We start from the raw sequence: 25956 nt of genomic DNA, 5'->3' as shown, positions 1-25956 counted from the left end.
CTCAGCCGCCGCAGGGGGCGAAGGGGTCGCCGGAGCCGCCGCCGCCGCGGTCTGTGGGGGTCCTCGGTGGTCGGGTCAGCAGGCCGCTCTGCTCGGTGAAGCGGGGGAGGCGGTCGCGGAGCACGGGGACGCCGAACAGGGCCACGCCCAGCAGCAGGGCCTCCGGCTCCCGTTCGGTCGCCCATCGGGTCGCGGCGTGGTCGCGGCGCAGTCGGTCGAGGAGGTTCGTACCGCACAGGGTGCGTCGGGGCCACACCCACAGGGCCACCGCGCCGGCGTCGGCGAGCAAAGCGAGGGACAGCCACGGCGCCGCCTGCCCGCCCGCGATCGCCCCGACCGGCGCCGCGCCGAACACCGGGAGCAGCAGGAACCGTACGGCCCGCGCCCGCCTTCGCGACACCAGCAGCCCCGCACGCGCCAGCTTCTCCGACGTGTCGTGGACGGCCGACCGCACCCCATCGAGGCGCTGGAGCTGCCGCGGGTGCATGTGCCCCTGGAGCGCCCGGAACTGTGCGCGGGCCACGTCGGAGCCTCCGCGCGGGGAACCGCAGCGGTGGACGGTCTGCTGCCAGGCGGGCTCCACCGCACCGCCGAGGTACAGCTCGACCAGCCCGGTCCGCGCCGCCGCCCGCTTGCCCCCGCGCAGCAGCGCCACCTCGACCGGTGACAGCGCCGCCGTGCCGAACGGCGCACCCCGCGGCCCCCGCGCACCCCGAAGCCGCAGGATCCACACGACCAGCAACAGGAGCCAGGCCACCCCGGCTGCCATGACCATGCGAACCACCCCCCTTCCCGGTGCCCTACGCTCCCCCCAACCGGCCTTCGGCACAAGCCGATCGATCAGGGCGGCGGACAGGCAGTCGGAAATCCCCGGCGGGCCGGCATGGCGGGCCTCGGTTCGGGAAGCCGCACACCGTGAGGGCACGCACCATCCGCATGCCCGCGAGGACGGGAGCCGCATCATGGCCACGAGCGCGCAGCACCGGCCCCGGGCTGCCCTTTTCGATCTCGACGGCACCCTGGTGGACACCAATTACCTGCATGTCCTGACCTGGTGGCAGGCCCTGCACCAGCACGGCCACGAGGTCCCGATGGCGCGCGTCCACCGGGCCATCGGCATGGGCGGTGACCGGATCCTGGAGCACCTGCTCGGCGAGGAACACGACCACCGCGACGACCAGGCCCTACGGGACGCGCACCACGCCCTGTACGCGGCCTGGTTCGACTCCCTCCCGGTCCTGGACCGCGCTCCGGACCTGCTGCGCGAGATCGCCGCCCGCGGGCTCCGCGTCATCCTGGCCAGCTCGGCCTCCGCCGACGAGGTCAAGGCGATCCGCGCGGCGCTCGACGTCGACGAGGTGATCGCCGGAGCCACCTCCGCCGACGACGTGGACAGCTCCAAGCCGGCCCCCGACCTGGTCTGCCAGGCACTCTCCCTCGCCGACGTCGAGCCCGCCGACGCCGTGTTCGTCGGCGACACGGTCTGGGACGTCAAGGCGGCGGCCCGCGCCGGCGTCACGTGCATCGCCCTGCTCACGGGCGGGATCTCCGAGGCCGAGCTCACGGCCGCCGGCCCGGCGACCGTGTACCCCGGCCCGCCGGAACTGCTGCACGGCCTCGACTCCAGCCCGCTCGCCGGCTCCCCTCGGGATTGATCGGTCAGTCGAAGTACGATTCGAGCGTGCCGCGCCGGCGGACGTCGAGCGTTGCGCAGTGGAACGAGCCACCGAACGGCGCGTAGTGCAGGAGGTCGCTCGGGATCGGCTCGAAGCCCCAACGCTCCAGCGCCCGCAGCATCCCGGTGTGGTGCCGCTCCGCGATGACCCGCCGCTCGTCGAGCATCAGGACGTTCATGCTCAGCCACTTCCCGCACATCGAGGTGACCTTGAGCAGGGGTTCGGCGATCGGTTCCGGTTCGGGGGCGACGAGCACGTCCCAGGAGTCCAGGATCGGCGGCAGCCGGTCCACGTCGATGTAATCGGGGTTGACCAGGACCTTCCCCGGCGCGAGCACGAGGAAGGTGGTGTCGATGTGCATGGGCGTGCGGCAGCGGCTCTCGATCTCGTGGACGCGGTAGCCGTCTCCGAGATGGCGGCGCAGCCAGTCGATGCCCATCCGGTTGGTGACGTTGCTGCGGGTGACGAAGAGGTCCCGGCCGGCGCGTACGAAGTCGGCCGCGTCGAAGACCGGCTCGAACTCGGTGAGGATGTAGCGCATGGGCTCGTCGGCGCCGGGGACGCTGAAGTCCGGATCGAACAGCTCGTCCGTGAGCTGGGGCTTGGGCGCCGACGTCCAGCGCGCGCCACGGCGGAAGTAGTCCTTGAGGATCGTGCGGTAGGAGTGCGTCTCGAAGTAGCGGCACGGCCAGGCCATCGGTGTCTCGATGACCTCGTCGCCGATCACGAGGAGGCTGTCGCGCGGACAGCTGTTGCAGAAGCCGCGCGAGGCCCAGCCGGGGGTGCGGAAACGCTGCCGGTGGTCGACGGCGTCCGGGCGCCGGACGGTGACGCCGAGGGACTGGAGCAGGGCGACGAAATCGTCGAGTTCCTCCTGCGCCTGTTCGACGATCCTGCGCGGGTACCTGAAACCGGCGGCGACCCCTTGCAGCTTCGCCGCCCACGACGGGACGTTGCAGCTCACGACGGGATGGCTGGACGGAATCGTGGCGCCGTCCAGCCGGCCGACGACGACCTCCTCCAGCGGATCCCACTCGTTGTGCGAGCTCACCGGTGATACGAGGGCTTCGGCCGCGACGACACCGGGCGCGACATCGGGCGTGACTTCGGAGCTGACATCCGGGGCCGGCGGCGCCGCCAGGGGCCGCCCGCCGTCCGGGCCGGGCCCCGTGGTCCACGCCGCCGCCGCGGGACTGCGTTCCACTGCCATGCAGAACGGCTTCCCCGGCGAGGGGCGGTCAATCACCCGCGCGTGGATCGGTGACACGGATGGCGCGATCTGTCACTCTGCGCGACGGGAGGGACGTCCGCACGCCTGCGGGCGTGTAGCCCGGCCCTGCGGGCCCCCGCCCGGTAGTTTCTCCCCTTGCCATCGATTTGTCCCGATCGTGAGGGTTGTGTGATGCGCCGTTCCGTCGTTGCTCTCTCCCTGCTGGCGACCCTGGCCATCGGCTCCTGCGTGGGGGCCGCACAGGCCTTCTCGGCGGCGGACGACGCGTCAAGGGACGGGGCCGGCCGTGGCCTCAACATCCTCGTCGTCGGCATCGACAGTCGCGCCGGGCTCTCGGCGGCCGAGAAGCGTCGGCTGCACGTGGGCGGCAAGGGATGCGACTGCACCGACGTGATGATGCTCCTGCACCTGTCAGAGGACCGGCGACGGGCGAGCGTCGTCTCCATCCCGCGCGATTCGTACGTCGAGTACGCCGACACCACCCCCGCCCGCCTCGGCAAGATCAACGGCGCTTACGCGATGGGCGGTGGCCCGCAGACCGTACGCACCGTGGAGAAGGCCACGGGTCTGCGCATCGATCACTACCTGGAGACCGGGTTCGCCGGCTTCGAGCAGGCCGTCGACAACCTCGGGGGCGCCACCGTCTGCACGGACAAGCCCCTCATGGACGAGAACTCCGGCCTCGACATCACCGCCGGCACCCACCGCACCGACGGGAACACGACGCTGCGTTACGTCCGCGCCCGCCACATCAACAAGGCGGGCGACCTCGGCCGGATGCGGCGTCAGCAGCGGGTGGTGACCGACCTGCTGGGCCGGCTCAGCGCCGAGGGCGCCCTGTCCACTCCCCTGAGCGCCGCGCGCACGGCCCGAGCCCTGCTGAAGTCCGTACGCACCGACGAGCGGACCGGTCTGGTCGACCTGGTCCGCATCGGTCAGGCCCTGGGCCGCCTCTCCGCCGACCGCACCGAGTTCGCCACCGTGCCGATCGACCTGTTCGACCACCGGGTGCCCGGGGTGGGTTCCACCCTCGTCTGGCACAAGTCCCGCTCCGAGGCGCTGTGGAAGGCCCTGGCCGAGGACCGGCCGATCACCGGGGACCCCCGGATCCAGCCCGTCCCCGAAACCCCGGCGCGCACCAATCCCGCCGGCATCGCCGTCCGCGTGGACGACGCCGTCGTCGCCGCCGCGCTGCGCGACAACGGCTTCGCCGTCAGGGACACCTCGCGGTTCGCCCCGGTGGCGCGGCCCGACGGCCCGCCGGTCATCAGCCACGCCGAGGGCCGGGAGGACGACGCGGCCACCCTCGCGGCCGCCCTGCCCGGGTCCCGGCTGCGCGTCGTCCCGGGGCACGACGCGTCCTTCGACGTGGCCGTCGGCACCCGGCCCGTGACGGTCAAGACGGTCACCTGGGACCGCAACGTCGCCGAAGGCGCCCCGGTCACGGCGGCCCACCTGACCTGCGCCGGCCGCACCCCCTGACGACCCGTCCACGGAACGGGAATGAAGTCCGACGGTCGGGGCACGCGGGGTGGGGTCAAGGTTTGTTGTCTACCGGAGGAGTTGTTCCGCATGACTGAGAATGTGTGGCGCTATCAGCCGAGCGCCGGCCTCACCGCCGGCCAGGATCTCACCGGCTACAAGGTCGAAGCGCTCGACGGCGCCATCGGCAAGGTCGACAAGCACTCCGCCGAGGCCGGCGACGCCTATCTGGTCGTCGACACCGGCGTCTGGATCTTCGGCAAGGAAGTCCTGCTCCCGGCCAGCACGGTGACCCGCATCGACCCGGACGAGCAGAAGATCTATGTCGATCGGACCAAGGAGCAGATCAAGGACGCTCCGGAGTTCCACCGGGACAAGCACCTGGGCGATCCCGGCTACCGCGAGGAAATCGGCCTGTACTACGGCATCGGCGGTCCGTTCGGGGGACCGTTCGGCGGTACCCGCACCTGACGCGTCGGGCCGCGAAAGGGGGCCACAGGCCTCGCCCCGGCGCCGATGACGACGCCGCTCCGGCCCGTCAGTGCCTCGTCCGTGGCGGCGACGATCGAGGGCCTGGCCGCCACGGACGCCGGCCCGGACGTCGAGCGTGCGAACCTGCGGCGCACCAGCGGCCACATCAGCCGGCCGTGTCGGCCGTGACCAGGGCTGTCAGGCGCTGATGAGGCCCGCCTCGTAGGCGAAGACGACGGCTTGGGCGCGGCTGCTGAGGGCGAGTTTGTTCATGCACCGGTGGACGTGCGTCTTGATGGTGGCGGGGCTGAGGACGAGGCGGCCGGCGATCTCGGTGTTGGACAGGCCGGTGCCGACCAGGGTCAGTATTTCGACCTCGCGGGGCGTCAGGCAGTCGAGTCGGGGACGGGTGCGGCTGCGTTCCGGGCCGGGGGCGCAGGCCTTCATGAGCCCGGCGAGGGCCGCGGGGCTCAGCAGCGTGTCGCCGGCGTGGACGGTGTGGATGGCCGCCAGGAGCCGCTGCGGTGGGGTGTTCTTGAGGAGGTAGCCGCTCGCTCCGGCGCGGAGCGCGTCGTACACGTACGCGTCCAGGTCGAAGGTCGTGAGCATGATGACCCGGGGGTGCGGGGCGGGCGCCTGCTCCAGGATGGCGGCGGTCGCGGCGATGCCTCCCATGCCGGGCATGCGGACGTCCATGAGGATCACGTCGGGACGCAGTTCGGCGGCCAGGCCCACGGCCTCCTCGCCGCTGTCCGCCTCCGCGACGACCTCGATGTCCGGGGCGGCCCGGAGCAGTGCGGCCAGCCCGGAGCGGACGAGGATCTGGTCGTCGACCACAAGAACCTTGGGCATTTCCTGTCGTCTCCCCCGGGGAACGGCTCTTCTCGCGGCTGACCGGTCGTCACATGTCCGGTAGGGGCATGACGAGATCGACCTCGAATCCCCCTTGCGAGCGGACACCGGCCGTGACGGTGCCGCCGTAGATTGTTGCCCGTTCACGCATGCCGATCAAACCGTGACCCGGGCCGTCTCGCTTCTCGGGCCGCGGCCGGGAGGGCCCGTCGTCGGTGACGCGGACGCGGAGGGCGTTGTGGCCGCGCGAGAGGTCGACGGTCGCCGAGGCCGTGGGCGCGTGTTTGAGCACGTTGGTCAGGGCTTCCTGTACGACCCGGTAGACGCACATGTCCAGGCCGGCGGGCAGCGGCTCGTCGAGACCCTCGCCCGTGATGCGGACCGCAACGCCCGCCGCCCGGACGCGGTCGGCGAGTTCCGCGAGCCGCGCCATCCCCGGAGCCGCGCCGTCCGTGTCGGGAAGGGTGTCGCCGCGGTCGTGGGCGCTGTGCTCGACGCCGTGGCGCAGGACGGCGAGCATACGGCGCATCTCGTCACCGGCGTCCCGGGCGCTGTCCGTGATGACGCCGATGGCCCGGTGCGCGGTCGGCGGATCCGAGGCGAAGACGTAATCGGCCAGTCCCGCCTGGATCGAGATGACGGAGACGTGGTGGGCGATGACGTCGTGCAGTTCGCGGGCTATCCGCATGCACTCGTCCGAGACGGCCCTGCGCGTCCGCTCCTCCTGCTCGCGGCGCAACTGCTCGGTCAGCGCGGCCAGGCGCCGTCCGCGCTCGGCGAGACGGCGCGAGACGTCCCCGGTGACCCAGGTGACGGCGGCGGTGGCCGTGACGAAGGCGACGCTGAGCAGTCCGATGCCGGGCTCGGCCAGCCGGGTCCCCCACAGCAGGACCAGCCACGTCGTGACGGTGCACGGGACGGAGACGGTGCGCGAACGGTGCGCGGCGACGGTGTAGTTGGCCAGCGCCAGACCGCAAACGGCCACCGGATGGTAGTAGGCCAGGGTGAAATAGCCGAGGACGACCGTCGCGCTGCTGCCGAGGATCAGGAGGGGGGCCCGGCGGCGTACGGCGAGCGGCAGGTACATGGCCGCGAGGAGGCAGTAGGCCAGGGCGTCGGGGGCGCGCCAGTAGTGGTTCGGGTCGGGCCAGTTGTGGAGCATCGACGCCGAGATCCCCAACGACCCGAACGCGTAGACCGCGTCGGCCACCTGCGGGAGCACCCCGCGTACGGCCCCCCACCACCCTCCCCGAAATGCCATGCCCCGAGCCTAGGCGCCACGGTCCGGACACTCGTACAACCAGGGTCGTACATCCGCTACCCCGCCGGTGTCAGCGGATGATCACCCCCTGGTGGGCCGCGCCCACGACCGCCGCGCGCGTACGGTCGGGACACATCACCACGGCATGACGGCCGATCGCCCGCACCGGCACGCGCCTGCGCCCACGGGGGGGTGCAGGGGCGGAGCCGGGGGGCCGGCCGGCGCCCGGTCGGCCGACCCCCGCGCGTCCGTCAGGGCGTGAGGGCGGCGATCACCTCCCGCGCCGCCCGCTCGCCCTCGGTCGCGCCGCCTTCCATGAAGCCCTGGAAGTCGTACGAGCAGTGCTCGCCGCCGATGTGGACGCGCCCCTGCGCGGTGCCCTCGTACTTGGCGTAGCGGTGCAGGTATCCGGTGGGCCAGTACGAGTACGCGCCGAGGGAGTACGGGTTGCGGTGCCAGGCCGACAGCTGCGCCCGGCCGTTCCAGACGGCTTTCGTGCCCGGGAAGAAGGCGTCGATGCCGGTGAGCGTCCGCTCCGCGAGGGCCCGTACGTACGGGTCGCTCTCGGTGGCGAAGGGGGTCGCCGGGGTGAGGGCGGCGGCGAGGGTGCCGCCGCCGTACTGGAGGAGGATGCCTCCGGTGCCCGGCTGGACCTTGGTCGTGTCCCAGGTCTGCTGGACGTCGGAGTCGGTGAAGCAGTCCCCGGCGGACACGCCCGGCCAGGGGCCGGTGCCGCGCCAGGGGCGGGCGGTGAACTGCATGTTGAGCTTCGTGCAGTGGCCCATCCGGGCATCGCGCAGCAGGTTCTTCATCAGGGGGTCGAACCCGGCGCCGCTGAGGTCGATCCGCTGGAGGACGGGCAGCGGCAGACACAGGACGGTGTGGTCGGCGACGACGGTGCGCACGGCCCCGGCGTCGTTGAAGGTGAGCGTCTGGGTGCCGTCCGCGGCCACGCGCAGCGCCGTCAGCTCGCGCCCCATCACGAGCGAACCGGCGGGCAGGTCCCGGGCGATGGCGTTCGGGAGCAGGTCGTTGCCGCCGGTGATGTGGTAGCGCTCGTTGGACAGGCCCCACACGTTGAAGTGGCCGGGGTTGGGCTGGTAGCCCATCAGCAGGACCAGGGCGAGCGCGGACTGCCGGTCGGTGTCGGCCCCGTACTCCACGTTGTAGGCGACGTCGATGAACCGGCCCAGGCGCGAGCCGTGGCCGCCGGGGACACGGGTCTCGATCCACTCGTACAACGTCATGTTGTCGAGGGCCGTTCCCGCCGGGGTGGTGGAGTTCCAGGAGACCTCGCCGGCCTCCTGGAGGTCGCGGTGCAGCGCCTGGTAGACGGCCTTGAAGTCCTCGTCGGCCTGGGCGCGCGAGTAGTACGCGCCGTCCACCCAGATCACCTCCTCGGCGCCGTTGGGGCCGCCGCCGAGGAAGTCCTCGGTGCGCAGGCCGAAGCGGCGACACAGCTCCAGGATCTTCTTGTGGCTGGTGTCGATGAGCTCGCCGCCGATCTCGGAGGTCTGCCCGTACGCCCAGTGGTCGCGCTGGGTCCACATCCGGCCGCCGACGCGGCTCGCATGGGCCTCGTACAGGGTGAAGGCGACGCCGGCGTCCTTGAGGGTGAGGGCTGCGGTCAGGCCGGAGATGCCCGCTCCGACGACGGCGACGCGGGCGGGGGCGACGGGCCTCTTGTCGGTCAGGGCCTCCGAAGCGTGGGCGCTCGCGGAGGGGGCGAGCGTCGTGCCGAGTGCCGTGCCGAGGCCGAGCGCGGCGGCCCGGCCGAGGAGTTCGCGGCGCGTGGAGCCGCGGACCTCGGCGGCCGGCATGGCGAGGCGGCGTGCGGCGGCGTGCTCGGCGGCCAGCCGGCGCAGGGCGTGCATCTGGGGGGTACGGGCCATGGCGGTGCTCCTCCTCGGAGGGGTCAGGCGTTCGCGACGGAGTGGGCGGGGTCTTCGGCGCGCTCGGTGGCGTCCTCCAGGACGACGCGGCCGATGATCTCGTAGCGCTCGGGGGCCTTGTGCTTCAGCCAGAGGCCGAGTCCGAGCCCGCCGAAGAAGACGGCGGCCACGATCCACGGGATCAGCCCGAAGAAGAAGGAGTCGGCGGCGAGCCCGGCGGCGGTCTCCATGTTGACGATCAGCAGGACGACCACGGCGGCCATGGCGATCCCGCCGAGCAGGGGAGCGGTGAGCGTGCGGAACCAGTGCCGGTCCTCGGGGTGGTTCTTGCGGAAGTAGCCGATCACGGCGAAGGAACACAGCGTCTGGACGATGAGGATCGCCATCGTGCCGAGGATCGCGAGCAGGGTGTACAGGTGGATGTACGGGTCCTGGCCCGTCAGCCAGAACAGCGCGACCAGCGCCGTCGCGATGGCGGTCTGCGCGAGGGAGGAGACGTACGGGGAACCGTGCCGGGGGTGCGTACGGCCGAGCGCGGGGTGCAGGAAGCCCTCGCGGCCGATGGCGTAGAGGTAGCGGGCGGCGCACTGGTGGAAGGCCATGCCGCAGGCGAAGGAGCCCGTGAGCAGCAGCCACTGGAAGGCGTCGACGGCCCAGCCGCCGATGAAGGCCCGGGTGGGGGCGAAGAACAGGTCGAGGGGACTGCTGGAGGCGGACAGCTCCACGGACGCCGAGAGGCCGTTGCCCGCGATGGTCATCCAGGAGACGTAGATGTAGAAGAGGCCGACGCCGACGACGGAGACCAGAGTGGCCTTGGGGATGACCCGCTTGGGGTCGCGGGACTCCTCCCCGTACATCGCGGTGGACTCGAAGCCGACCCAGGACCAGAAGGCGAAGAAGAGCCCGAGCCCGGCGGAGGTGCCGGTGAAGGCGTTCGTCGGGTTGACGGGTTCGAGCGGGATCCCGTCCGGCCCGCCGCCCGCGATCAGAACGGCGGTGGCGACGGCGAACAGCACGGCGATCTCGGCGACGAGCATCACGCCGAGTGCCTTGGCGGTGAGGTTGATGTCGAAGTGCGCGAGGGCGGCGGTGACGGCGAGCATGCCGGCCGCGTAGGCGATCCACGGCAGGTCGATGCCGAGCTGGTCGTGGACGGTGGTCTTGGCGAAGTAGGCGAAGACGCCGACGATCGAGGCCTCGAACACGATGTAGGCGAGGACCGCGAGCAGGCCGGAGGCCATGCCGGCGATCCGGCCGAGGCCGTGGGAGATGTATCCGTAGAAGGCACCGGCGGCGGTGATCCGCTTGGCCATCGCCACGTATCCGACGGCGAAGACGGTCAGGACGACGGTCGCGAAGAGATATCCGGCGGGGGCGCCGATGCCGTTGCCGAAGCCGACGGCGATGGGGAGGTTGCCGGTCATGGCGGTGATCGGGGCGGCGGTGGCGACGGCCATGAACACGACGCCGACGAGCCCCACCGAATCGGCCTTGAGGCGTTGTACCGGGGGCGCCCCCGTCGCTTCGGAGGTACTGCCGGTGGTGTCTGGGCGCATGACGTCCTCGTTCCTCTGGGGAGGGCGCCACTCTCCCCGCCGCGTGACGCACGCCACAATCGGCACGCGGTCCGATAATCCCCTTGCGCGGGCGACGAGTTGTCGGTCCGGAGGGTCGGCATATCGGACTCCGTGACCGACCGGTGATCTAGGAGACGCTTGGAGGAGACGCGGATCGGCGGGACCGCCTCGTCCGCCCCGCCGAGGCACCGGCTCCCCCGCCGGAGCGGGGGAGCCGGAGGCGGGGGACCGGTCCGTCAGGAGGACTGCTCCGTCAGGAGGACTGCTCCGTCAGGATCGCCGGGTCCGAGAGACCGGCCGCGCCGGTCTCGACCTTGCCCGCGAAGCGGCGGCCGAAGTCCGGGGTCTCGGACGCGGTGACCGTCACGTCGTACCAGTGCTTGGTGTTCTTCAGCGGGACGGAGTACGTGACGGTTGCGCCCTTGGCGACCGTGAGGCGCTTCGGCCCGCCACCGTAGGCGTTGGTGACCGTCAGCGTGGCGGTCGACGCCCCGGCGTTGGTGAGGGTGAGGTCCAGGTTGCCCGTGGTGGCGTTGTGGCGGGCGGTGACCTCGGGGCCCAGGGTGGTGCCGGGGTTGCGGAAGCCGCGCAGGAAGCCGTTGGGGCCGTGCACGGTCAGGTCGGTGACGCCCGCCGAGTAGCGGGTGTTCCAGGTGTCCGAGATCGACTTGCCGGCCTCGGTGGTGTACGTCCAAGGCGCGTCGGTCCGGTTGGCGGCGGTGACGTGGAACTGCGCGCCCAGGTCCGGGCCGCCGCTGAACGTCAGCCGGAACTTGCCCTCTTCGGTGAGCGCCGCGCCGTCCACGTACGGGGCGTACTTCAACGCACGCGTCGGGCGCTGCCCCCTCTCCTGGCGCGGCATCGAGCCCACGGCCGGGGCGACGGCCCGGAAGTCGGGGTGGCGTTCGCGGTCCTGCGGCTCCCACCTGCCGGTGTCGGGCAGCCGGACCGTGCCGGTGTCCTTCCGGGCGAAGTCGAAGGCCGACGTCAGGTCACCGCAGACGGCGCGACGCCAGGGCGAGATGTTGGGCTCCCGCACGCCGAAACGCTGCTCCATGAACCGGATGACCGAGGTGTGGTCGAAGGTCTCGGAGCAGGAGTAACCGCCGGTGCTCCACGGGGAGACCACCAGCATCGGCACGCGCGGACCCAGGCCGTACGGCCCGGCGACGTAGCCGGGCTTGCCGGGGAAGACGTCCAGGGCGGTGGGCGCCGTCGACAGACCCTGGTGGGCGCCCGCGGGGGCGTACGGCGGGACGACGTGGTCGAAGAAGCCGTCGTTCTCGTCGTACGTGATGAACAGCGCGGTACGGGCCCACACGTCCGGGTTGGAGGTCAGCGCGTCCAGCACCTGCGCGATGTACCAGGCGCCGAAGTTGGAGGGCCAGTTCGAGTGCTCGCTGAACGCCTCGGGGGCGGCGATCCAGGAGACCTGCGGCAGGGCGCCGGCCGCGACGTCGGCGCGCAGCCGGTCGAAGTAGCCCTCGCCGGCCTTGGCGTTCGTACCGGTGCGCGCCTTGTCGAACAGCGGGTTGCCCGGCTGGGCGCCCCGGTAGGTGTTGAAGTAGAGCAGCGAGTTGTCGCCGTAGTTGCCGCGGAAGGCGTCGTTGATCCAGCCCCAGGAGCCGGCGGCGTCCAGGCCGTCGCCGATGTCCTGGTAGACCTTCCAGGAGATGCCCGCCGCCTCCAGGCGCTCCGGGTAGGTGGTCCAGCCGTAGCCGGCCTCGGCGTTGTTGAGGACCGGGCCGCCGCCCTTGCCGTCGTTGCCGGTGTGGCCCGACCACAGGTAGTAGCGGTTGGGGTCGGTGGAACCGATGAACGAGCAGTGGTACGCGTCGCAGATGGTGAAGGCGTCGGCGAGGGCGTAGTGGAACGGGATGTCCTCGCGCGTCAGGTACGCCATGGTGGCCGGCGTCTTGGCGGGCACCCAATTGTCGTACTTGCCCTTGTTGAACGCGCTCTGTCCGCCCGCCCAGTCGTGGTTGAGGCCCTGGAGGTACTCCATGCCGAGGTCGTCCGACGGCGGCCGGAACGGCAGCGTCTCCTTGCCCGCGTTGTCGGCCTGGTGCCAGACGGACTTGCCGCTCGGCAGGGTCACCGGACGCGGGTCGCCGAAGCCGCGGACGCCGCGCAGGGCGCCGAAGTAGTGGTCGAAGGAACGGTTCTCCTGCATCAGGACGACGATGTGCTCGACGTCGGCGATCGTGCCGGTGGTCCCCTGCGCGGGGATGGAGGCGGCGCGCGCGATGCTCTCGTTGAGCAGGGTCAGGGCGGCGGCGCCGCCGGTGAGCTGGAGGAAGCGGCGTCGGTTGAGTTCTGCCATGGCGAGAGGGACCTCTGCTTCGGTCGAGGAGTGCTGGAGCGCCCCCAGAACAGCGTGCCCGGGGTACCGGAGAGGGAGTGTGGCGTGACGGGCGCGGATACACGAGAAGAACGGCAGTCGGATTCCAGCGGAGTTCGGCCATTCCGCCGCTCGCACGGGAGTCCGGCGCGGGGGCGATGCCTCGATCCCGACAGGCGCAAGCGCCCCGCGTCACGGCCCGTCGCGGCTGATGGGGGCCCACCGCGTCCCGACGTCGATCGGGCAGCTCGATGCCGGTCTCCCGCGCCAGGGCCTCCAGCGCGTCGACTCCACCGTCAGCCCGGCGGCCCCCACGTTGCCGAGGGCGCAGGCGAGCGGCTCGATGAGCACCGCACCGCGCAAGGGCATCCCGTCGGGAACGCGCCGGACGAACCGCTCCGGCAGCGCGACGGCGTCGGGTACGTCCCGTCGCGGTCCACGCCGACCTCCGGCCCCGCCTCGTTACGGCAGAAGTTCGTCGCCCCGCGCATGCACGGCACGCACCAGCCGCAGTACAGGGTCGGGTTGACCACCACCCGGTCCCCGACGGAGAACGAGTCCCGCAGATCCCGGTGCCGACGAGCCTCACCACCACGTCGTCGTCGGCACCGACGCGCGGCGCCGGACGCTCGTGGAGCTCGACGGAACCGGGACCCGGGTAGACGAGTGCGCGCACAGGTACTCCCTCTCGGTGTCGCGGCAGTGGGTGCCGCCGACGCCGTGCAAGGCGAAGCCGTGTTCGGTCATCGGCGTCAAGTCCGGGCCATGCGAGGGGAAACAGTGCCTTGTGAGCCGGAACGGGGCTACGACGCCTCGTCGCGGACCAGGGCCAGCAGCCGGTCCAGTACGCGGGGGCCGCCCGCGCGGACGCCGTCGTGCTCGAACTCGTCCGTCACCCAGGTCCGCAGGCCCCGGATCGCGCGGGCGGTGCGCAGGGAGTGCGCGGTGTCCACGTACATGTCGTCGTGGTAGACGGCGGCGGCGACGGGGACCTCGTTGGCGGCGAGTCGGGCCGGGTCGTAGAGCGGCTCCCAACCGGTACGGGCGGCCAGCAGTTCGGCGGTCTCGCGCAGCGGGGCGAGCGCCGGGTCGGTGGTGAAGTGCCAGGGGTGCACGCTCTCGCCGGTGAAGAGGACGGGCTCGTCGCCGGCCAGGGACTTGGCGGCGTCGAAGCGGGGGTGTTCGGCGCGCACCCGTTCCGCGGCCCAGTCGGTGGGCGCGCCCGGGTCCTGGGCGTAGATCGGCTCGTGCAGCAGCGCGTACAGGGGGTGTCCGGCGAAGGAGAGTCGCGCGCGGACGGCCTCCAGGAAGGCGTCGGAGAGGGCGGGCCCGGCCGGGGTGGGGACGAAGGCGTCCTCCAGGAGGTAGTGCAGCTGGTGGCTGCCGTCGCCGGTACCGAGGAAGGTGCCGAGCGACTGGAAGGCCTCGACGGTGAGGCGGTGGCCGCCGGGGAGTTCCGTCGGGCTCTCGGCGAGGTGGGCGGCGATCCGGCGGGTGGCTTCGACGTCCATCGGGTAACGGGCGTAGTGGGCGAGGTTCTTGCGCTCGATGCGGGGGTACGCGGCCCGGTACACCTCGTCGGCGGTGGCGTCGAGCGAGGGCAGGCCACCGGTGATCAGGGCGGCGGTCAGGCCCTCCGGGGCGGTGGAGAGGTAGTGGGTGGTGCAGAAGCCGCCGTAGCTCTGGCCGAGTACGGTCCAGGGCGCGCCGCCGGTCAGCCGGGGGCGGATCGCCTCGCAGTCGCGCACGATCGAGTCGGCGCGGAAGTGGGCGAGGTACGCGGCCTGCCGCTCGGGCGTACCGCGCAGGGGGAGGGTCTGCCGGGACACCGGGGTCGAGCGGCCGGTTCCGCGCTGGTCGAGGAGCAGCACCCGGTACTCGCGCAGGGCCCGCTCCAGCCAGGCCTGCCGCCCGACGAACCGCCGGGCCCCGAAACCCGGCCCGCCCTCCAGGTACAGCAGCCAGGGCAGCGTCTCGGGATCCTTGCCCGTGGCGACGACCTCGCGGGCGTACAACCCGATGGACTCACCGTCCGGCCGGGCGTGGTCCAGCGGGACGCTGAAGTGGTGGTCGGTCAGCACGACACCGGGCTGACGGTAACGGAGTTCGGAGGTCACGGGGTCCCCTGAGTGCGGCGATCGACGACGAGAGCGGACGGCGCGCGACCGCCCGCCCCAGCGTATAAGCAGCCCACGCGCGGGCTCGGACCGCCTGCCACCCAGGCCATCCGGAGCATCCGGGCGGGCGTCGCCGGGATCCGCCGGGATCCCCCGGGATCCGCCGGGGGCCTCCCGCCGGGCGGGAAGCCCCCGGGTCGCTTCGCGGGGCCCGCGGGGGGGGGGCGTCAGAGGGCGGCGGAGAATTTCAGCAGGATCACGCCGGCGATGATGGCGGCGAAGGACGCGATCTTGGGGAGGGTGATCTTCTCCTTGTAGAGGACGGATGCCAGCACGACGGTGCCGACCGCGCCCACGCCGGTCCAGATCGTGTAGCCGACGGCCACGTCCAGGGTGCGCAGGGACAGGCTCAGGGCGTACACCCCGGCGGCCGCCGCGAGCACGGTGAAGACGGAGGGCCAGAGTTTGGTGAATCCCTTGGTGGCGTTCGTGCCGAGGGCGAAGGCGATCTCGAAGACGATGGCGATCGCGAGGAAGAGCCAGGCCATGGCGGTGTTCCTTCGGGTCGGTGGGACGAGGGAGAAGTGTGGTGACCGACCGTCAGACCGAGACGGGCGCCGGCTCGGGCTCGGCGGGCTGCGTCGTCCCGGACTTCCGGTCGGCCAGCTTGAGTCCCAGGACCCCACCGATGATCAGGACGAAGGCGAGGACCTTGCCCGCGTTCAGCTCCTCGTCGAAGATGATCGTGCCGAGAGTGACGGTGCCGACGGACCCGACACCCGTCCAGATGGTGTAGCCGACGCTGACGTCCAGCGTCCGTAACGCGAGGCTCAGGAAATAGACGCCCGCGGCCGCCGCGACCAGGGTGACGACGGATGGCCAGAACTTGGTGAAGCCGTCGGTGGCGTTCGTCCCGAGGGCGAAGACCACCTCGAAGATCGAGGCGATGAGCAGGTGGATCCAGGCCATGACGGGCCCTCCATTGTGTGTACGACGGTATGCGTGCCTTGACGATCTCCGAAGACGGCCCACTGCCCGACCTCGCGCGGGAGTCGCGGTGACCGCGCCGCGATCCGCCCCGCTCCACGGTCGACCGCACGTCCGGGCCACGCCGGGTGCGCACGCCGAGCAGGCATGCCCGTCATCCCGCCCTGGCTCCATGGGCCCCTCCTCGTCGGGATCGGCTCATGGTAGGGAGCCGCTCCGGGCCCTGCCAATCACGCCCGCCCACTCAGCCAAGTCCACCCGCCCGGCACCGCCCACGGGCGCTCGGATCGCGCCAACGCGCCAACGCGCGCGCGTCGCTCTGTCGTGCCCTCCGGCGTGTCATCCCGGATCTGTCACCCCGGATCGTTCCGGATGCCCCGCCCGGTGCTCCCGCCCCTACCTTGTCGACCGCGTCCGCCAGATTGACGACGAGCCCGGGGAGCAGCGATGTCGACGACCGCCACCATGCTCGGGCACCAGGAGCGCGAGGTGCTCCACGCGGTCGGCTGCGGCCTGCGGGACGACGAGATCGCCGCCGACCTGGCCATCCCCGAGGACGCGGTGGCCGGACACCTCGCGCGCATCCTCGCCCGACTCGGCCTGCGCGACCGGGCCGCCGCCATCGTCCACGCCTTCGACTGCGGCCTGGTCGTCCCCGGCCGCGGCCCCCGGACGCGGACGGCGAGCCCGTCGCCGTCCCCTGTCGCCGCCCGGACACCGGCCGTACCGACGGTACGGATCTCCGTACTCGGACCGCTGCGGGCCTGGCGGGACGGGCGGCCCCTGAACCTGGGGCACCTGCGCCAACAGTCCGTACTGGCGGCGCTCGCGCTGGGCGGCGGCCGGACCGTCAGCCGGCAGGAACTGCTCGACGCCGTGTGGGGGATGGAGCCGCCGCTCACCAACGTGGTGCCGGTGTACATCTACCGCCTGCGCAAGACCTTGCGCCTCGGGGACAGCCCGGACTCGGTGATCGAACACGACCGCTGTGGCTACCGGCTGGCCCCCGGCGCGGTCCACGTGGACGTGGCACGCATGGAGGAACTGCTCACCGAGGTGGGAAGGGCCCATCGCGCCGGCGAGGCGACCGAGGTGGTCCGCCTGAGTTCCCAGGCGCTGGAGCTGTTTCGCGGCGAGCCCCTGGCCGGTCTACCCGGCCCGCTCGCCGAACTGGAGCGGCTGCGGCTCGCCGAGCGCAGGGTCGCCGTCATGCAGCGCAAGGTGGAGTGGCAACTGCGGCTGGGCCGGCACCTCGAAGCGATCGACGAGCTGTTCGCGCTGTCCGCGGCGTACCCGCTGAACGAGCCGGTGGCCGCGATGCTGATGCGCGCGCTCCACCGGAGCGGCCGACGGACCGACGCCCTGACCGTGTTCGCCCGCGCCCGCCGCCGGCTGGCCGACGACCTCGGGGTTGCCCCGAGCCGGATGCTGCGGCGGACGTACGAGGTGATCCGGCAAGGGGACCACCACCCGTCAGCGGCCGATTTCCCGGCCGTTGACAGGTGGTGAAGGAGTCCCTGTCCCCAGGCACTGGCTACCAGGGGTACCAGCGGCCGTTGTACCACTGCTCGTTGGCGGTGTCGTTGTGGTGATCCATGTTGAAGTCTTCGGGGTAGTTCCGGACGTGGTTGTTCGGGTAGGTCCAGATGCCGGCGGACTCGTCGCAGACGTAGTCCCAGTGACAGATCGTCTTGACGGGCACGTTGCCGAAGAACCGGTCGGCGCCCGCGAGCGGAGCACCGACGAGCCCGCCGAACGGCACGGATCCACCGTTGGCACCGGGAGGGCCCTGGCGCTTGGGGTCGGCGATGAGGATGGCGTTGACGTTGTCGAACGTCTGCCAGTTCTCGGTGACCCAGACGTGCACCACCGCGGCGCCCAGCGAGTACCCGCCCATCTTGACGTGCTGGCCCGGACACGCGGCGCGTTGGTCGCGGACCAGCCGGTTCAGCTCGTTGACGCCCGCCCGCGTGCTCGCGCCGTTGGGGATCTGGGTCGGGTATCCGACGTGCTGCTGGATGTTGCCGTGGAAGCCGTCGTTGTTCCAGGAACTGCCGGTGCCTCCGACGACGATCGTGTACGTGCCCTCGCACGAGGCCGCCGCCTGCGCCGTGGCCACCGGCGCTGTCGCCCCCTGTACCGCCGACAGCCCGACGGTCAGCAGAAGCCCCGCCAACACGGCCCCGATCCTTCTGGCTCGCATGTCGATCCTTCCCGAGTAGGTGGCCTCCGCGTACGCCTGCCGATGCGACGCGACGCGGTCGGCCGAGGTCACCGGACGACCGTGCCGGCGGTCGATGACATCCCGATGAAACCCGCGTTTTCGCCGGGGCGGCGACTCCATCGGGATTTCATCGGCCCTCCTTAACGTGGCCGGCGTCCGCACGAAGGACCTCAGGGGAAGGACGGCTCGATGGCGCGCAGGAGATTCAGAGCGAGGCTGCCGGTGGCGGTCACGGCCGCGGTGGCGGTGATGAGCACGATGACGGCCGCCGGGTCGCCCGCCTCGGCGCAGGGGCCGGACAAGCCGACGATCCGTTACACCGAATACGGCATCCCGCACATCATCGCCTCGAACTGGGAGGGGCTGGGGAAGGGCTACGGATACGCGGCGGCCAAGGACAACATCTGTACGTTGGCCGACACGTATCTGATGGTCAACGCCCAGCGGTCCCGCCATCTGGGCCCTGACGGCAAGGCGAGCCCCGGCGAGCGTCAGAACACCACCACCAACCTCAACAGCGACCTGTACTTCCAGCGGATCAACGACAACCGGGTGGTGGAGCGGCTGCTCGACCGGCCCGCCCCCGACGGGCCGGAGCCGGAGGTCAAAGAGGCCATACGGGGCTACGTCCAGGGATACAACAGGTACCTGGCCGAGACGGGCGCGAACAACATCTCCGACCCGGCCTGTCGCGGTGCGGCCTGGGTGCGACCCATCACGGAGCTGGACGTCTACCGGCACGCGCACGCCGAGATCATCATGGGCAGCGCCGATCCGCTGCTGGACGGCCAGGTGAACGCCGCGCCTCCGGGAGCCTCGGCCGTCGCGCAGTCGGCGTCCTCACCCCCCGAGGAGACCGCGGCGAAGATCCGCGACGCGATGGCGGTGAGTCGGGAACAGAGCATGGGCAGCAACGCGTTGGCGGTCGGTTCACAGGGCGTGTCCGGTGGCACCGCCATGCTCCTGGCCAACCCGCACTTTCCGTGGCAGGGCAAGAACCGCATGTGGCAGAGCCAGCTGACGATCCCGGGAAAGATCAACGTCTCCGGGGCGAGCCTGCTCGGATTCCCCGCGGTGAACATCGGCTACAACGACGACGTCGCCTGGAGCCACACGGTCGCCACGGTGGCGCCGTTCGGACTGTTCGACGTCCAGGTGGATCCGCTGAACCCCACCAAGTACCTGGTCGACGGCGCCTGGGAGCAGATGACCTCGCAGCAGGTCGGTGTCGACGTACTGAACGCGGACGGCTCCCTCGGCAGGGTCACCAGGACGTTGTGGTCCACCCGCTACGGCCCGATCACCACATCGATGCAGGGCGTCCCCTTGCCCTGGGTGGTCAGCGCGCACGCGGTGCGCGACGTGAACATGGACAACCTGCGTGCGTTGAACACCTGGTTCCGCCTCGACCAGGCGAAGGACGTCAACGACGTCGTGAACGTCCTGGAGACCACGCAGGGCGTCCCCTTCTTCAACACCGTCGCCTCCGACCGCAACGGCAAGGCGCTCTACGCGGACATCCAGGCCACCCCGAACATCACCGACGAGCACGCGGAGTCCTGCCTCACCCTGACCGGCCGGCTGCTGTTCCACCAGTCGCCACGGCTGCCGAACGTGCCGCCGATCTCCGTCCTCGACGGCAAGCGCAGCGCGTGCGACTGGCCCGACGACCCGAACGCGGTCGCGCCGGGACTGCTGGACCCGCACGGGCAACCACGCCTGATCCGCTCCGACTTCGTCGGCAACGCCAACGACAGCGCCTGGCTGGCCAACCCCGAGCAGCCGCTCGCCTTCCCCAGGGTGATGGGCGACACCGGGGCACCCCGCTCGCTGCGCACCCAGGAGCTCATCCTGACCGCGCGGAAGCGGATCGACGGCACCGACGGCCTGCCGGGCAGGGGCTTCACACCGGAGACCATGGGGAAGTTGCTGTTCGCCGACAACAGCAGGGCGGCCGACCTGGCCCTCAACGCCACGGTGTCGATGTGCGGGAGCGTTCCGTTCGGGCTGATCCTGGTGGACGGGAACCTGGTCAACGTGAGCGAGGCATGTCCGATCCTCGCCGCCTGGCAGGACCACGACTACACGGCGGCGAGCCGGGGATCCTGGCTGTTCGCGACCTACTGGTCCTTCCTGCAAGGCGGACAGGGCATCGAGAAACTCCCGTGGCGGGTTCCCTTCGACCCCAAGGACCCGGTGCACACGCCCAATTCACTGGACTCCGGAAGCTCGGCCGTCCGTGACGCGTTCGGCCGGGCCGTTCTCGCGCTGCGCAAGGCCGGCATCGCGCTGAACGCCCCGCTGTCGGACGTGCAGAAGGTCACCCGCGGTGGTGAGCGGATCCCGATCCACGGCGCGATCAGCCAACTGGGCGTGCTGAACGTGATCACACCCGGCCAGGTCGACGGCGCGTTCGACATCGTCTTCGGGTCCAGCTTCATCCAGCAGGTCCGATTCACCGCCGACGGCCCGCCACAGGCGCTTTCCGTCATGGCCTACTCCCAGTCGGCCAACCCGAACTCACCGCACCACGCCGATCAGACCCGGCTGTTCTCGGCCGGCCAGTGGGTGACCGAGCGGTTCACCGAGGACCAGATCGCGGCCTCGCCGGCCTTGGTGGTCAAGGTCCTCGACTGAGATCGACGCGAATCGCCGCAACGACGAGGATCACGAGAGGAAGCGGTGTGAGAAGGAAAACGAACTGGTGGCGCGTGCTGGTGGCGTGGACGGTCGCCACCGTGGCCATCGCCGTGGCCGTGCCGGCAGGTGCCGCACAGGCCGCCGACGAGACGACGCCACCGCCGATGACGAACGGGTTCGGCCTGACCCAGGTCGGCACCGCGACCGGCGATGGCACCAACTTCTGGATCACGGTGACCACGCCCGAGGTCGCGGGTGAGCAGCACATCAAGATCATCCTGCCGCGCGGCTACTACGACGACCCGGGCCGCCGGTACCCGGTGATGTACTTCCTGCACGGATCACCCGACGACCCGATCCAGCAGAACTACCCCGCACTGAGCATGTCGGACCGGATGATCACCGTCATCCCGGACGGCGGCGCCCGCGGCTGGTATGCCAACTGGCTCGATCAGAAGACCAAGGCCGGTGCCCAGAACTGGGAGAACTTCCACCTCAGGCAGGTGATCCCGTTCATCGACGCGAACCTGCGGACCATCGCCACCAAGAAGGCGCGGGCCGTCGCCGGCATCTCCATGGGCGGCTTCGGAGCCCTCCACTACGCCCAGGCGCGTCCCGACCTGTTCAGCCAGACCGCCTCCCTGTCCGGCGACATCGACCTGTCGGTCAGGTCCATGGACCTGCGGCTGGCCGTCGTCGCCTCGCTCGTCGCCTACGAGCCCTCCGTGCACAGTGACGCCGCGTTCGGCTCGCCCTACCCGGTGTTCAACGCCGACTGGCGGTGGAACGAGGTCGACCCGTCACAGCACATGGACAGGATCAAACAGGGCGCAGTCGGCGTCTCGATCTACGTGGGCAACGGAGGCGGCTCGCCCGGCGATCTCGAATTCTGGCTCGAAGCGGCGTCCAAGCACGTCAAGAACGCGATGGACGCCCTGGGCATGACCTACCACTACGTGAACTACGGCGACGGCTCCGGCTGGGGCACCCAGTGCGACGGCGGCCACAACGCCGGCTGCTGGGAGGAGGACCTGCGGGACCTGATCCCCCGGCTCGAAAGGCACTTCGCCTCCTGACGTTCGCCGCCCTCAGCGGCGCGCCCCCGCCTCGCGACGCCACAGCCGCCGCAGTCTCGGGGCGCGGGCGCGCCGGGTGCGCGAGTGCCGGTCGAGCTCCTCCACGAGGCGTTCGGAACGCTTCTCCACGCCGAGCTCGTCCAGCACCCGGTCGACCTCCGCGAGCAGGGCCCCGTACAGCTGCCATTCCGCCGGGTGGGAGCGCGCCTGCTCCAGCAGCAGGCGCGCCGCCCGCTCGCGGCTGGCGCGGGCCGCCTCCAGCTCCCGCGCCAGCCTGGTCTCCGCCTCCTCGGCACTCGCGCTGATCTGGGCGGTGATCAGGACCGCGAAGTTCTCGACCGCGACCGCCATGTGACCGAACAGCTCGCGCAGCGCCGTCGCGGCCTCCTCCGGGAACAGCGAGCCCTCCGTACGCGCCTTGGCCAGGTCCGTCAGCGTGCGGCAGCACACCCGCAGCACCACGGCGCAGATCTCCAGCGTGTCCAGACCCGTACGGAGCACCAGCCGGAAGAGCAGCCCCTCCTTCACCCGCGGATTGAGGCGCAGGCTGTCCTCGGCCTGCCGCAGCGCCGAGTCCACCTGGGCGATGTCGTTGTCCAGACGTCGCGCCTCGTGCAGCCGGGCCGCCGCCTTCTCGACGGGCGTGTGCTCCGCGAGCTCGTCGCCGATGTGGCGGAGCAGGCCGCGCATCCGCCCGGACAGCGAGGCGATCGCCTCGTTCGCGGGCGCCACCCACACCGGCGGCGCGAGGAAGAGGTTGAAGAGGAGCCCTACGACGGCCCCGATCAGCGTTTCGAGTACGCGGTCCCAGGCGGTCGCCGCGACCCGGGTCACCCCGAGGACCAGCATCGCGCTGATCGCGACCTCGGGGACGAACTCGTCGACCCGCACCAGATGGCCGACGACCAGCGAGGTGAGGATCACCAGGCCCAGACTCCACCAGGTCAGGCCGACGAGGGCGCTGAACCCGATGGCGACCAGGACGCCCGCGACGACGGAGTTCACCCGTCTGATCCCGGTGGTGAGCGTGGTGTAGAGGGTGACCTGTACGACGAGCAGCGCCGTCAGCGGCGCCGTCAGGGGAGCCGGCTCACTGCTCAGCCCGAGCGCGACGACATAGGACACCACGGCCGCCGCCGTCGAGCGGAACGTCTGGACGACGATCGGCTCCCGACGGCGGCGGACCAGGGAACGTACGGGAACGATGACTTCCGGCATACGTCCCAGCCTTCCCGAAAAACCATCCGCACCACGCGTCCCCCACGTGACGGCGGCGACGCGGGCCACCCGGTTCATGACTACGGCCGAGGCGAGAGCGGCGCGGCGTCGCTGCATCCGACCCGGAGGGCAACGGCGGCGGGGGCCGCCCGGACACCCGGACGGCCCACCGACGCCCCCTCAGGACAGCGGGAGGGCCCGGGGGTCGGCCGGGCGGGGGACGAAGACGGGGGAGTCCGACTGGTAGAAGAGGTCGATGTCGGCCTCCTCACCGCCGACGATCAGGGTGTCCCACGCGCCGCTCTCGCGCAGGGCGCGCAGGGTGGCGGGGGCGATCGAGGCGAGGTGGGAGCGGAGCTCCTTGTCCGTGGGCAGGCCGGGCAGCCGGGGCGCCAGCCGCTCGCGGATCCCGGCCATCCGGTCCAGCAGCGCGTCCAGGTCGTCGCCGGACGCGGCGCCGCCGCCGGCCTCCGCGCTGCGCGCGATGACGTCCTTGATGGCGCGGGTGACGCCCTGCTCGTCGGTGGTCACCATGGCGTTCCAGGCCCGGCTCTTGTGCCGGTACTGGAGCATGGACATCGCCGCCTCGTGCCGGATGAAGTCGGCGTCCCGCAGCGGCTTGCCCCGCCAGGCACGACTGAGCGAGCGGGCCAGCGACGTGGCGGAGGCGAGGCCGCTGTTGAGGCCCCGGCCCGGCCAGAAGTGGATGGCGTTGGCCGCGTCGCCCAAGAGGAAGCCGTAGGTGCCGGGGCTGGTCGGGGTCGGACGGTGCAACTGCGCGGTGAACCGCGGGCGCTGCACCATGTCCAGCCGGAACGACGTGATCGCGGACAGGTCGTCCTCGGCGACACCGAACAGGCTGAGGCCCTGCCGGATCTCCTTCCACAGCGGCGAACCGCGCAACAGCGCGGGCAGGAAGAGTGTTCCGTGGGTGGGGCAGCGGAACTCGTTGTCCTCCTCCTGCCGGCTCATCAGGCAGGGGCGGCTGGCGATGCACTCCTCGAAGACCTGGCGGACCGGGTCGATCCCGATGACGTTCCTGGCCTCCTCCCGGGTGAGCCGCATGTTGAGGAAGCCCTCGCCGCGCAGCGAGTTGAGGAGGAAGCGGTTCTGCGACACGGTCAGCAGCACGCTCATCGGGTCCGGCAGCCGCGACTTGACGCGCAAGCCCAGCACGATGTCCTGGAGGTGCTCCCCGTCGAGGGAGTAGATCGAGGCGTCGGCCGTGCCGAAGCGGTCGGCGTAGTGCTCGCGCGTGCGGGAGCGGCCGCCCTCGCAGACCACCAGGACGTGCTCCTGGGTGAGCCGGCCCTGCTGCTCCGCCACGTCGAAATGCCTGGGGACCAGGCGGATCGCCGACCTCCGGTTCGCCAGGGCCAGCAACCGGTCCTCGATGTGGGCGATCCGGATGTTGCGCGGCGGCCGGCCGTCGACGGAGTCCGGGCCGACGGGCCACATCTCGGAGTAGGCGCCGCCGTCGTCGAACAACGCGCCGAGCACCTCCTCGGACAGGGCGAGGTACTGCCGGCTCTGGACGGTCACCACCTGCTGACGACGGAAATTGCCCTCGGTCTCGTCCTTCCAGACGACCGCGGCCCCCTTCCTCGTCCACCGTCCGTCGTAGAGGGTGATGGCGGTCCGGCCGGGCAGCATCTCGTCGAGCGCCAAGGCGAAGGCGAGGCCCACCGGGCCGCCGCCGGTGACGGTGACCCGCAGCGTGCCGGGATCCGCGGCGCTCGGCCGGGGGATGTCCAGGAGGGAGAGGTCCATGACCGTCTCCATGGCGTCCTGCGCCTCGTACAGGAACGTCTCGTCCCCGATCCGGATGCAGTCGTTCGGACGCAGCACATGCCGCGTGACGCGCTGGTCGTTGACGAAGGTGCCGTTGCGGCTTTCCCGGTCGTAGAGGACGAACCCGGCGCCCTCCGCGAGGATCTCGGCGTGCAGCCGGGAGGCACTGGGACTGACGATCACGACGACGTTGTCGCTCTTGCGGCCGAAGCTCAGGGGCTCGCTGCCCAGGACCACGCTCTGCCCGGTGAAGGGACCCGTGCGCCCCACGATGACCGATGGCACTCGACACTCCTTCAAAAAGACGCCGCTGACTGCGTTGAAGGTGACTGGCCGTACGAGAGCAGACACGTCATCGCGAACGGATTCGGTTCAGCCTTGTCCAAGATTTCCGCGCGACCCGTTGAACCGGGCACCCGGTCCGGACGTGATGCTCGCGTACCGGGCCGCCCCTACCGCTCCAACAGCCCCCGCGCGTACGCCAGGAAGGCCGCCACGCCCAGGTCGAAGGCGGCGTCCGCGCGCCCCGCGCCCACCGTCGCCAGGGCCTCGGCCAACAGCGGCGTCTGCGGCGACGGTTCCCACATCGCCTCAGGAGCCGCCAGGTCCAGGGCCGAGCCCAGGATCAGGTTCTCCAGGCCGGTCAGCAGCGGCATCACGCGCTCCTTGGCGAAGCCGGCCGCCAGCAGGAGCGCGACCGCGCGCTCGTACTGCGCGAGCACCCGGGGGGCCCGTACCGGCGTGGTCATCAGCAGCGGGACGACGCGGGGATACGCGGCGAAGGCGGCCCGGTAGGACCGCGCCCACGCCTCCAGGGCCCGGTCCCAGGGCTCCAGCGCCAGGGCCTCGTCGGCGATCCCCGCGCACACCCGCTCGCGGATCAGCTCCACCACCCCGGCCCGGCCGTCCACGTGGTGATACACCGAACCCGTCTGCACCCCGAGCGCACGGGCGATCTGCGGCACGCTGAACTCGCCCTGCTCCGCCACCAGTTGCAGCGCGACAGCGCCGATCCGCTCTTGGTCGAGCAGGGGGGTGCGCGGCCGTGCCATCGGTTTCTCCTTCGTCAAGGTCTTCCCGTACGCCAAAACCGGAGGCTACATTGCCGCGAACCGAAAGC

The 25956-nt window shown here is 71.3% G+C and carries 22 protein-coding genes; 7 read left to right on the top strand and 15 right to left on the bottom strand.

Going from position 1 to position 25956, the window contains the following annotated elements; genetic code table 11:
* Nucleotide 1: 1 nt before the first annotated feature.
* Nucleotides 2-775, bottom strand: a complete 774-nt coding sequence (locus M4D82_RS02220) for a TIGR04222 domain-containing membrane protein (RefSeq protein ID WP_249764378.1) — start codon at nucleotides 773-775, stop codon at nucleotides 2-4.
* Between the two features lie 187 nt (nucleotides 776-962).
* Between M4D82_RS02220 and M4D82_RS02215 the strand changes: the two genes are divergently transcribed.
* Nucleotides 963-1655, top strand: coding sequence for an HAD family hydrolase (locus M4D82_RS02215; protein WP_249764377.1), 693 nt, complete (start codon nucleotides 963-965; stop codon nucleotides 1653-1655).
* 4 nt (nucleotides 1656-1659) lie between these two features.
* On the opposite strand, the gene M4D82_RS02210 is transcribed toward M4D82_RS02215, so the two are convergent.
* Nucleotides 1660-2886: an amidinotransferase gene (locus tag M4D82_RS02210; protein WP_249764376.1), complete on the bottom strand. Its 1227-nt coding sequence runs from the start codon at nucleotides 2884-2886 to the stop codon at nucleotides 1660-1662.
* A 192-nt stretch (nucleotides 2887-3078) separates the two neighbouring features.
* On the opposite strand from M4D82_RS02210, the gene M4D82_RS02205 reads away from it, so the two are divergent.
* From M4D82_RS02205 to M4D82_RS34520, 3 genes are all read left to right on the top strand, one after another.
* The gene (locus M4D82_RS02205) at nucleotides 3079-4389 is read left to right on the top strand and encodes an LCP family protein (RefSeq protein WP_249764375.1); all 1311 of its coding nucleotides are present in this window, start codon (nucleotides 3079-3081) and stop codon (nucleotides 4387-4389) included.
* 90 nt (nucleotides 4390-4479) lie between these two features.
* Nucleotides 4480-4860: a PRC-barrel domain-containing protein gene (locus M4D82_RS02200; RefSeq protein ID WP_249764374.1), complete on the top strand. Its 381-nt coding sequence runs from the start codon at nucleotides 4480-4482 to the stop codon at nucleotides 4858-4860.
* 45 nt (nucleotides 4861-4905) lie between these two features.
* Entirely contained in the window at nucleotides 4906-5049 is a 144-nt protein-coding gene (locus M4D82_RS34520; RefSeq protein WP_502988856.1) for a hypothetical protein, read from the top strand.
* Between the two features lie 9 nt (nucleotides 5050-5058).
* On the opposite strand, the gene M4D82_RS02190 is transcribed toward M4D82_RS34520, so the two are convergent.
* The 9 genes from M4D82_RS02190 to M4D82_RS02155 form a co-directional block, all read right to left on the bottom strand.
* Complete coding sequence (locus tag M4D82_RS02190; protein WP_249764373.1) at nucleotides 5059-5712, bottom strand: response regulator; 654 nt, start codon at nucleotides 5710-5712, stop codon at nucleotides 5059-5061.
* 49 nt (nucleotides 5713-5761) lie between these two features.
* Nucleotides 5762-6973: a sensor histidine kinase gene (locus tag M4D82_RS02185; RefSeq protein WP_249764372.1), complete on the bottom strand. Its 1212-nt coding sequence runs from the start codon at nucleotides 6971-6973 to the stop codon at nucleotides 5762-5764.
* Between the two features lie 251 nt (nucleotides 6974-7224).
* Nucleotides 7225-8865: an FAD-dependent oxidoreductase gene (locus tag M4D82_RS02180; protein ID WP_249764371.1), complete on the bottom strand. Its 1641-nt coding sequence runs from the start codon at nucleotides 8863-8865 to the stop codon at nucleotides 7225-7227.
* A gap of 23 nt (nucleotides 8866-8888) precedes the next feature.
* Nucleotides 8889-10421 (bottom strand): APC family permease, encoded by a 1533-nt coding sequence (locus tag M4D82_RS02175; protein ID WP_249764370.1) that lies wholly within the window; start codon nucleotides 10419-10421, stop codon nucleotides 8889-8891.
* A gap of 274 nt (nucleotides 10422-10695) precedes the next feature.
* The gene (locus M4D82_RS02170; protein ID WP_249764369.1) at nucleotides 10696-12765 is read right to left on the bottom strand and encodes a phosphocholine-specific phospholipase C; all 2070 of its coding nucleotides are present in this window, start codon (nucleotides 12763-12765) and stop codon (nucleotides 10696-10698) included.
* A 314-nt stretch (nucleotides 12766-13079) separates the two neighbouring features.
* The gene (locus M4D82_RS34515) at nucleotides 13080-13349 is read right to left on the bottom strand and encodes an alcohol dehydrogenase catalytic domain-containing protein (protein WP_502989042.1); all 270 of its coding nucleotides are present in this window, start codon (nucleotides 13347-13349) and stop codon (nucleotides 13080-13082) included.
* 237 nt (nucleotides 13350-13586) lie between these two features.
* A complete protein-coding gene (locus M4D82_RS02165; protein ID WP_249764368.1) occupies nucleotides 13587-14900 on the bottom strand; it encodes an alpha/beta fold hydrolase in 1314 nt (437 codons plus the stop codon).
* 227 nt (nucleotides 14901-15127) lie between these two features.
* Nucleotides 15128-15448 (bottom strand): DMT family transporter, encoded by a 321-nt coding sequence (locus M4D82_RS02160; protein WP_249764367.1) that lies wholly within the window; start codon nucleotides 15446-15448, stop codon nucleotides 15128-15130.
* A 52-nt stretch (nucleotides 15449-15500) separates the two neighbouring features.
* Entirely contained in the window at nucleotides 15501-15869 is a 369-nt protein-coding gene (locus M4D82_RS02155) for a DMT family transporter (RefSeq protein WP_249764366.1), read from the bottom strand.
* 465 nt (nucleotides 15870-16334) lie between these two features.
* On the opposite strand from M4D82_RS02155, the gene M4D82_RS02150 reads away from it, so the two are divergent.
* Nucleotides 16335-17396: an AfsR/SARP family transcriptional regulator gene (locus M4D82_RS02150; protein WP_249764365.1), complete on the top strand. Its 1062-nt coding sequence runs from the start codon at nucleotides 16335-16337 to the stop codon at nucleotides 17394-17396.
* A 25-nt stretch (nucleotides 17397-17421) separates the two neighbouring features.
* Here M4D82_RS02150 and M4D82_RS02145 read toward each other — a convergent pair whose 3' ends face one another.
* Nucleotides 17422-18090, bottom strand: a complete 669-nt coding sequence (locus M4D82_RS02145; protein WP_249764364.1) for a cutinase family protein — start codon at nucleotides 18088-18090, stop codon at nucleotides 17422-17424.
* A 270-nt stretch (nucleotides 18091-18360) separates the two neighbouring features.
* Here M4D82_RS02145 and M4D82_RS02140 point away from each other — a divergent pair, with 270 nt between their 5' ends.
* Together M4D82_RS02140 and M4D82_RS02135 are read left to right on the top strand one after the other, a co-directional pair.
* Nucleotides 18361-20748: a penicillin acylase family protein gene (locus tag M4D82_RS02140; RefSeq protein ID WP_502988855.1), complete on the top strand. Its 2388-nt coding sequence runs from the start codon at nucleotides 18361-18363 to the stop codon at nucleotides 20746-20748.
* Between the two features lie 47 nt (nucleotides 20749-20795).
* Nucleotides 20796-21827, top strand: coding sequence for an alpha/beta hydrolase (locus M4D82_RS02135; protein ID WP_249764362.1), 1032 nt, complete (start codon nucleotides 20796-20798; stop codon nucleotides 21825-21827).
* A gap of 12 nt (nucleotides 21828-21839) precedes the next feature.
* Here M4D82_RS02135 and M4D82_RS02130 read toward each other — a convergent pair whose 3' ends face one another.
* From M4D82_RS02130 to M4D82_RS02120, 3 genes are all read right to left on the bottom strand, one after another.
* Complete coding sequence (locus M4D82_RS02130; protein WP_249764361.1) at nucleotides 21840-23045, bottom strand: FUSC family protein; 1206 nt, start codon at nucleotides 23043-23045, stop codon at nucleotides 21840-21842.
* A gap of 180 nt (nucleotides 23046-23225) precedes the next feature.
* On the bottom strand, nucleotides 23226-25121 hold the full coding sequence (locus M4D82_RS02125; protein ID WP_249764360.1) for an FHA domain-containing protein: 1896 nt from the start codon (nucleotides 25119-25121) through the stop codon (nucleotides 23226-23228).
* A gap of 167 nt (nucleotides 25122-25288) precedes the next feature.
* Complete coding sequence (locus tag M4D82_RS02120; RefSeq protein ID WP_249764359.1) at nucleotides 25289-25888, bottom strand: TetR/AcrR family transcriptional regulator; 600 nt, start codon at nucleotides 25886-25888, stop codon at nucleotides 25289-25291.
* Nucleotides 25889-25956 lie beyond the last annotated feature (68 nt).

Origin of the sequence: Streptomyces sp. RerS4 (assembly GCF_023515955.1) — a bacterium.
Lineage (GTDB): Bacteria > Actinomycetota > Actinomycetes > Streptomycetales > Streptomycetaceae > Streptomyces.
This window is presented reverse-complemented; position numbering and strand designations above follow the sequence as displayed.

Bases quoted from the DNA above. Each gene is read 5' to 3' on its own strand.
- M4D82_RS02185 (WP_249764372.1), bottom strand. From the start codon at position 6,973: ATGGCATTTCGGGGAGGGTGGTGGGGGGCCGTACGCGGGGTGCTCCCG.
- M4D82_RS02210 (WP_249764376.1), bottom strand. From the start codon at position 2,886: ATGGCAGTGGAACGCAGTCCCGCGGCGGCGGCGTGGACCACGGGGCCC.
- M4D82_RS02220 (WP_249764378.1), bottom strand. From the start codon at position 775: ATGGTCATGGCAGCCGGGGTGGCCTGGCTCCTGTTGCTGGTCGTGTGG.
- M4D82_RS02190 (WP_249764373.1), bottom strand. From the start codon at position 5,712: ATGCCCAAGGTTCTTGTGGTCGACGACCAGATCCTCGTCCGCTCCGGG.
- M4D82_RS02150 (WP_249764365.1), top strand. From the start codon at position 16,335: ATGTCGACGACCGCCACCATGCTCGGGCACCAGGAGCGCGAGGTGCTC.
- M4D82_RS02160 (WP_249764367.1), bottom strand. From the start codon at position 15,448: ATGGCCTGGCTCTTCCTCGCGATCGCCATCGTCTTCGAGATCGCCTTC.
- M4D82_RS02180 (WP_249764371.1), bottom strand. From the start codon at position 8,865: ATGGCCCGTACCCCCCAGATGCACGCCCTGCGCCGGCTGGCCGCCGAG.
- M4D82_RS02200 (WP_249764374.1), top strand. From the start codon at position 4,480: ATGACTGAGAATGTGTGGCGCTATCAGCCGAGCGCCGGCCTCACCGCC.
- M4D82_RS02155 (WP_249764366.1), bottom strand. From the start codon at position 15,869: ATGGCCTGGATCCACCTGCTCATCGCCTCGATCTTCGAGGTGGTCTTC.
- M4D82_RS02205 (WP_249764375.1), top strand. From the start codon at position 3,079: ATGCGCCGTTCCGTCGTTGCTCTCTCCCTGCTGGCGACCCTGGCCATC.
- M4D82_RS34520 (WP_502988856.1), top strand. From the start codon at position 4,906: ATGACGACGCCGCTCCGGCCCGTCAGTGCCTCGTCCGTGGCGGCGACG.
- M4D82_RS02120 (WP_249764359.1), bottom strand. From the start codon at position 25,888: ATGGCACGGCCGCGCACCCCCCTGCTCGACCAAGAGCGGATCGGCGCT.
- M4D82_RS02215 (WP_249764377.1), top strand. From the start codon at position 963: ATGGCCACGAGCGCGCAGCACCGGCCCCGGGCTGCCCTTTTCGATCTC.
- M4D82_RS02130 (WP_249764361.1), bottom strand. From the start codon at position 23,045: ATGCCGGAAGTCATCGTTCCCGTACGTTCCCTGGTCCGCCGCCGTCGG.
- M4D82_RS02140 (WP_502988855.1), top strand. From the start codon at position 18,361: ATGAGCACGATGACGGCCGCCGGGTCGCCCGCCTCGGCGCAGGGGCCG.
- M4D82_RS02175 (WP_249764370.1), bottom strand. From the start codon at position 10,421: ATGCGCCCAGACACCACCGGCAGTACCTCCGAAGCGACGGGGGCGCCC.
- M4D82_RS02170 (WP_249764369.1), bottom strand. From the start codon at position 12,765: ATGGCAGAACTCAACCGACGCCGCTTCCTCCAGCTCACCGGCGGCGCC.
- M4D82_RS02145 (WP_249764364.1), bottom strand. From the start codon at position 18,090: ATGCGAGCCAGAAGGATCGGGGCCGTGTTGGCGGGGCTTCTGCTGACC.